Source organism: Methanobrevibacter curvatus (genome assembly GCF_001639295.1).
Classification (GTDB): domain Archaea; phylum Methanobacteriota; class Methanobacteria; order Methanobacteriales; family Methanobacteriaceae; genus Methanoflexus; species Methanoflexus curvatus.
This window is the reverse complement of the sequence record NZ_LWMV01000146.1, coordinates 22,325-28,806: the sequence shown is the minus strand read 5'-3', so window position 1 is coordinate 28,806 and position 6,482 is coordinate 22,325. Positions and strand designations below refer to the sequence as shown.

Annotated in this window: 5 protein-coding genes; 3 read left to right on the top strand and 2 right to left on the bottom strand. The window is 24.9% G+C overall.

Annotated elements, in window-relative coordinates:
• The 3 genes from MBCUR_RS03580 to MBCUR_RS03570 all read left to right on the top strand — a co-directional run.
• Positions 1–1,884 (top strand): DUF11 domain-containing protein (locus MBCUR_RS03580; RefSeq protein ID WP_157077651.1); only part of this gene is annotated, 1,884 nt, incomplete at its 5' end.
• A 911-nt stretch (positions 1,885–2,795) separates the two neighbouring features.
• Complete coding sequence (locus tag MBCUR_RS03575; protein WP_245637280.1) at positions 2,796–3,098, top strand: DUF2097 domain-containing protein; 303 nt, start codon at positions 2,796–2,798, stop codon at positions 3,096–3,098.
• Positions 3,099–3,136: 38 nt separating this feature from the next.
• On the top strand, positions 3,137–3,448 hold the full coding sequence (locus MBCUR_RS03570) for a DUF2097 family protein (protein ID WP_067090276.1): 312 nt from the start codon (positions 3,137–3,139) through the stop codon (positions 3,446–3,448).
• A 214-nt stretch (positions 3,449–3,662) separates the two neighbouring features.
• Here MBCUR_RS03570 and MBCUR_RS03565 read toward each other — a convergent pair whose 3' ends face one another.
• Both MBCUR_RS03565 and MBCUR_RS03560 read right to left on the bottom strand, forming a co-directional pair.
• A complete protein-coding gene (locus tag MBCUR_RS03565; RefSeq protein ID WP_067090268.1) occupies positions 3,663–3,872 on the bottom strand; it encodes a TOBE domain-containing protein in 210 nt (69 codons plus the stop codon).
• 579 nt (positions 3,873–4,451) lie between these two features.
• On the bottom strand, positions 4,452–6,152 hold the full coding sequence (locus MBCUR_RS03560; protein ID WP_067090265.1) for a DUF128 domain-containing protein: 1,701 nt from the start codon (positions 6,150–6,152) through the stop codon (positions 4,452–4,454).
• Positions 6,153–6,482 lie beyond the last annotated feature (330 nt).

Here is a 6,482-nt window from a genome sequence, read left to right as displayed (position 1 = left end):
GGCGCTTATATCTTGTACACTATTAATGTGACTAATTATGGTCCTGATGGTGCGACTGGTTTGGTTATTACTGATAGGTTGGATAGTAGGTTGATTTATGTTAACAGTACTTCTCCAAGGTTTACTTTCTATGTTCCTGGTACTGGTGTTTGGAGTATTGGTGCTTTGGCTAATGGTGAGAGTATTGTTTTGGATATTCTTGTTCGTTTGAATGGTACTGGTAATATTGTGAATGTTGCGAATGTTACTAATGTTACTGAGAATAATACTGGTAATAATAGTAGTAATCCTGATAATGAGACTAATATTAGTGTTGTTCCTACTGTGAATATTAGTGTTGTTAAAACATCTAATGTAAGTGGATCTGTTTTGAATGGTGCTTATATCTTGTATACTATTAATGTGACTAATTTTGGTCCTGATGGTGCGACTGGTTTGGTTATTACTGATAAGTTGGATAGTAGGTTAATTTATGTTAACAGTACTTCTCCAAGGTTTACTTTCTATGTTCCTGGTACTGGTGTTTGGAGTATTGGTGCTTTGGCTAATGGTGAGAGTATTGTTTTGGATATTCTTGTTCGTTTGAATGGTACTGGTAATATTGTGAATGTTGGCAATGTTACTAATGTTGCTGAGAATAATACTGGTAATAATAGTAGTAATCCTGATAATGAGACTAATATTAGTGTTGTTCCTACTGTGAATATTAGTGTTGTTAAAACATCTAATGTATCTGGATCTGTCTTGAATGGTGCATTTGTTTTATACACTATTAATGTGACCAATTATGGGTCTGATAATGCTACTGGTTTGGTTATTACTGATGTTTTAGATAGTAGATTGATTTATGTTAATAGTACGTCTCCAAGGTTTACTTATTATGTTGCAAGTACTGGTGTTTGGAATATTGGTAATTTGGCTAATGGTGAATCTATTGTTTTGGATATTCTTGTTCGTTTGAATGGTACTGGCAATATTGTGAATATTGCGAATGTTACTGGTGTTAATGAGAATAATATTGGTAATAATAGTAGTATTCCTGATAATAATACTAATCTTACTGTTATTAATGAGGGTAATAATAGTAATGTTACTCCTGAGGAGGAGAATTTAACTGATAGTACTAATTTGACAATTGTTATAAAAGTTAATGCTACAAATATTAGATTTGGTGATATAGTTAAGTACACTATTACAGTTAAGAATAATGGTCCTAATGCAACTGTTGCTGATGTAAGTTTCTTATTAAGTAAGTATTTAACTTATTTGAGTTCTTCTGCTAATGGAGTTTATAATTCTCAAGGAAAAACTGTTAAATGGAGCTTGGTTTCTATTGATAATGGAAAAACTGTTAGTTTTGATGTTGTTGCTAAAGTTAATGGTCTTAGCCTTATTGATAGTGAGGTTAATGTAGGCACTGATATTGTTAATGTTGGTTCAAATTATGCTAATTATCAATTTAAACCAATAACTCCTCATGATGTTGTTAAAAATAAAACTTACTTGTTTGCATATGATGCGGTTGTTTATGTTGGAGATTATGCAATTTTAAAAGCTTTCCTAACAGACGACCCATTAGAAGGTAAACTTATTAAGTTCTATATTGACGGTGTTTTAGTTGGATCTAACTATACTAATAGTAAAGGAATAGCTATATTTACATATAAAACAACTGAAGCAGGTACATTTGATTATACTGCTAGATTTGCAGGAGATTACATGTACCGTGCAAGTCAGGACACAGCTAATGTAAAAGTTTTAGCTAAAGATAATATAGTGCCTAAAGGTAGTTCTGGAATGCAACATACTGGCATTCCTATATTTGCCTTACTCTTAGCTGTATTATCTATGTTTACTATTCTATATAGGAGGAAAAAAGAGTAATTTGAACACATTTTAGAGGTGATATACTTTATATCATCTCCTTTATAATTTCTTTTTTTTTGAGATAATTATTTTATTTATCTCTTATCCCATTTTTTTAATTTTTTTATTTTTCTTTGTTGTATTTATAGTCTAATACCTATTTTTTAACATATATTTATATAATATGAATTTGATATAGTCCAACATTTTTGGAACAAATTTGCCGATTATATGTAAATAAACTGCAAAAATTAGTACAAGAAATTAAGCTTCTGGCTATATAAAAGATATTACATAGAAATAAACTATTTTAGATATTAACTTCTTAAAAAAGGAGTGGTTAAATTATACTACGAATTAGTTGATCAAGTATCTTTCATCAAAAATTGGATAGATAAATATATTGCTAAAAAATAGGTATCAGACTATATTTTATTTTGTTTCTCATATAATATAGTCCAGAAAATAAAGTTTAGAATTAATAATTTTTTTTAAAAATTCTTATATTCATTTATTAATTAAATTAAATGATTATAATAAATATTTTTTTATATAATAAAATTATAAATGATTATTTTAAAAATTAGATATAATATAAACTTTTTTTTTAAAATAAATAAATATTTCAACAAACCATTAATTCGAAAATTTTCTCTCAAGACTATATTTCTATATTTCTCTAGAATAATTTATTTCACTTAAAATAAATAGCTTTTTTTAAAGATTTTTGTAAATTTTTCAAATTCTAATGTTTCCCACATTTAAATTCTAATGTTTCATTTATTTATGTAATTTATACTAAAGATATTAATATTAAAAAAAATATATTATTTATGATTAATATTTTAATTTTTTTAGTTACTATTATTAAATTACTTTTTTTAAATTTTTATTTTTAGATTATTTATCAGTTTTTTATAAGTGTTATTATGTCAATTGTAAAAGAAATATATTTAAGCCCAGATAAAGCTATTGAATATGTAAAAAATAATATAAATAAACATGATCTATTAGAATTATCTTACAACAGAATTTATGCTCCAGGAGAGGTATTAGATATTTCAACTGAAATGGATTTTGGAGAAGAAGTTTTAATTGTTACTCTACATTTAAATGGAGACATGGTCAACGATGTTGTTAGAGTAAATATGGAAAATATTAAAAATGATTTAATAGAAATGCGTCATGTTACTGATGAAGAGGATATTGTTATTGTGTTAACTGAAGATTAGGTGTTTTTATGGTTAATAATAAAAATATTGAAGAAAAAATGGTTAAAGAACTGAAAATGGACTGTGATTTAGCTATTGAATATGTTATGAATAATGTTAAAATAGGAGATAGATTAGAACTATCATATAACAGAGTTTTTACTCCTGGAGAAGTTTTAAATATTGATAATTCTATTTATAATGGAAAAAAAGGAGCTAAAGTACTTATCCATATTTTAGAAGAGATATTAACTTCTAGTGTAGAAGTGGATCTTGAAGAAATTAAAGACGACCTTATTGAAGTCCATCATATTCCTAAAAATAATGGGGATGAAATCATACTTATTATTGATAAATGTGATATTAAATAGGCTTATTTAAAAATAGACAAATCTTATTTAAATAATACATTTATTTAAGACATTAATTAAAATTAACAATAAAATTTAATAATAAGATTTAATAATAAAAATAATTAATTAAAAATGATTAATAATGCAATGTTTTTATTTTAAAATATAATACTTTCTATTTATAAAATTACTTTACTGATATTTAAAAAATATAAATAGTGGAAAAGGGGTTTTATTCTTTTCCGACCATTATTTCAGTAGATTTAACTATAGCTACCACATCATCACCAGTTTTAAGTTCAAGAGCTTCTGCTGATTCTTTTGTAATTAAAGCAGTAATTAATCCAGGTTCTTCAATTTTTATTTTAATACTTGCCATAACAGCGCCAAGTTCTACTTTTTCTATTTTTCCTTTTAATGAATTTCTCGCACTTAATCTCATAAAATCACCATTTTTATATTTTAAGTAATTTTTTACAACCTAAATCATTTAAAACTATTAATTATCTTAAATTCTATTAAATTCTTTTAAATTAGAATTATAGCAGAAATAATAATTAAAAATTAAAAACTTAATTTAGTACTCTAAAATATCTAATTCATTGCTTATATTGATTTCTAATTCTTTTTTTTTTTAAACATATATTTTTATTAAATCTAAAATATTCTTTAATAATTGAGAAAATAATAAAAAAATAGCAAAAGATAGCAAAAAATAATAAAAAAATGAAGGTTAAAAATGGAAAAATGAGAAAATAAAGATCAAATACAAAAATATGAATCTAAAAAACTCAATTTTATATAGCGAAATTTTTTTCAAAGCCACAAAACAAGAAATATAAGTAAAATTTATTATCTAAATTTTATTTTCCATGATAATAAATTAGAATTTATTAAAAATGAAAATTTTATAAAAAAAGAGAATATTTAAATTTTTCTTTTTTTAGTTCTTTTATTAATATATTTAGCCAATTATCTTCTAACTTATTTAAATATAAGTTTTAATTCAATATCTGCCATATTAAGCAAGTTCTTCCATTTCATTAAGGCTTGTGAAACCTTCTTGTGATTTTGCTTTAACTTCTATTTTATTTTCATTTATAGCAGCTATTTGGTTTAAACCACTACCTGTAACAATTCCAAAACTATATTTATCTAATATGGAGTTAAACATTACTTCTTGCGGTTTTCCAACTTTAATTATTTGTATTCCTAAATCAGATATTTTATCCAGGATTTTAAGAGTCTCTTCTCGTGCTATGTAGGGAACTTCTTTAACTGATGCCAATAGTTTTTGATATCCATCTTTTGCAGTCAAACTAGTCATATTTTTAAAAATATAAATTTCATGAGGATCTAACGATGATCCAAAATATGAAATTAGCTCAATAAAAACAGGATTTTCTCTTGCTTCAAGTAAACCTCCATACTTTGGTGTGCACATTACTCCGTTTTTGTTTAATATTCCATCTATAGAAAGACTACAAATAGTTGATATTCCTTTATTAAATTCACTTGTAGTGTCTTGATTATCTACAATATTGTAAAACTTGCTTATTTTTCCAGGATTTTTCTTATACAAATCAGACATTATTTCTATAGATTCATTAAGGTCTGATTCTTTTATAAATGAGATATTTGTTAATAAATTTCCACTAAAATCTTCTACATCAAAGTTTATTTTTTGCATTAGGTTCATAGATTTATATAATATTGTTTCAAGTGGTTTAATTTTTTTATTTTTACTTTTTTCAAGAATAGCTTTTTTTGATTTTGTTAATGGCTTTAAATTACTGTATGAGTTAATTTCTCCAGATAAATTAATTAATACATCTTTATCATTTTCTAAAGCTGCACAAAATGGTGATATTCCTCCTACTATTGGAATTCCACTCATTCCTTCTTTAACACTTACTCCTAAAACATCTTCACCAGACTCTCCTATATCAATAACTCCATTTATTCCTACTTTTGAAAGTTCTTTGACTATTTTTTTTGCTTTTTCTTTTGCACTAGAGGGTATTATTCTAAAATTTGCAGGAATTAATCCTTCTCCATCTCTTGCAACATCTAAAACACTTGTCATTCCTTTTGCTAAAAATGCTTCTATAGGACTGATAGATGTTTCTTTAAGTGATATTAAATGGCTAAATTTTACAGGAGCATAATCTTCTACTTTTATAAGTCCACCATATATTGGAACTGTTGGAACACCATTTTTAAGTAAAACTCCATCTATTGTTGTTCCACAAACTGTTTTGGCTTTAATATACTCTTTTCCATCTTTAATAAATTTATTTATGCTACCATGTTTACTTACACAGATGCCTGCATCAAAAACTTCTTTTACAATATTGCATGAGTCTTTTTCAAGAATTAGCTGGGAGCTATTTAAAACAACATCTCCAAGACCAGTTTTAAAATCAAAATTTGTTTTATAAATCATCTCTTCAAATTTAGAGAATATAAAATTAACTTGATCATAAACAAGTCCTTTGTTAAGTTCTTTCAACCCTAAATCTGTAATTTGCCTTCCACTGTATCCTATACGTTTTGTAAATCCTTTTTCATCTAAAATTTTTAAATGATACCTAACGGCACGCTCACCAAGCTCATATCCTTTTGTTTGTAGTTTTTCTGCTAAAAATTTAGATCCCATTGGTTTTTCATTTTCACTTAGTATACGTAAAATTTCAATCATTTTTTGTTCAGTTTCTAACATGACGCTACCTGTTTTTTATTTAATTTTTTAATAGTTTATATGATCCTTTTTGTATTCTCCTATTTTATCATTTCTCAAATTTTATTATTTCTTAAATTTTATTACTTTTTAAATTTTATTATTTCTTTTATTTTATATTTCTTAAAATTTCTATTACTTTTCTTCTTATTGCTTAAAATAACTTTTTCTATTATTGTTTAAAATAATGACAAGAGTATAATGTGAGAAAAGGAGTAAATTTTTATGTTTTTATATTTTTAAAATGATATGATCAATGATTAATAATTGTATAATTGATATATTTTTTTGTAATTAAAATTAAATATTAAT

What these genes read in the sequence shown, in the direction of transcription:
- MBCUR_RS03570 (WP_067090276.1), top strand. Translation starts at nt 3,137, where the DNA reads ATGGTTAAAGAACTGAAAATGGACTGTGATTTAGCTATTGAATATGTT.
- MBCUR_RS03575 (WP_245637280.1), top strand. Translation starts at nt 2,796, where the DNA reads ATGTCAATTGTAAAAGAAATATATTTAAGCCCAGATAAAGCTATTGAA.
- MBCUR_RS03565 (WP_067090268.1), bottom strand. Translation starts at nt 3,872, where the DNA reads ATGAGATTAAGTGCGAGAAATTCATTAAAAGGAAAAATAGAAAAAGTA.
- MBCUR_RS03560 (WP_067090265.1), bottom strand. Translation starts at nt 6,152, where the DNA reads ATGTTAGAAACTGAACAAAAAATGATTGAAATTTTACGTATACTAAGT.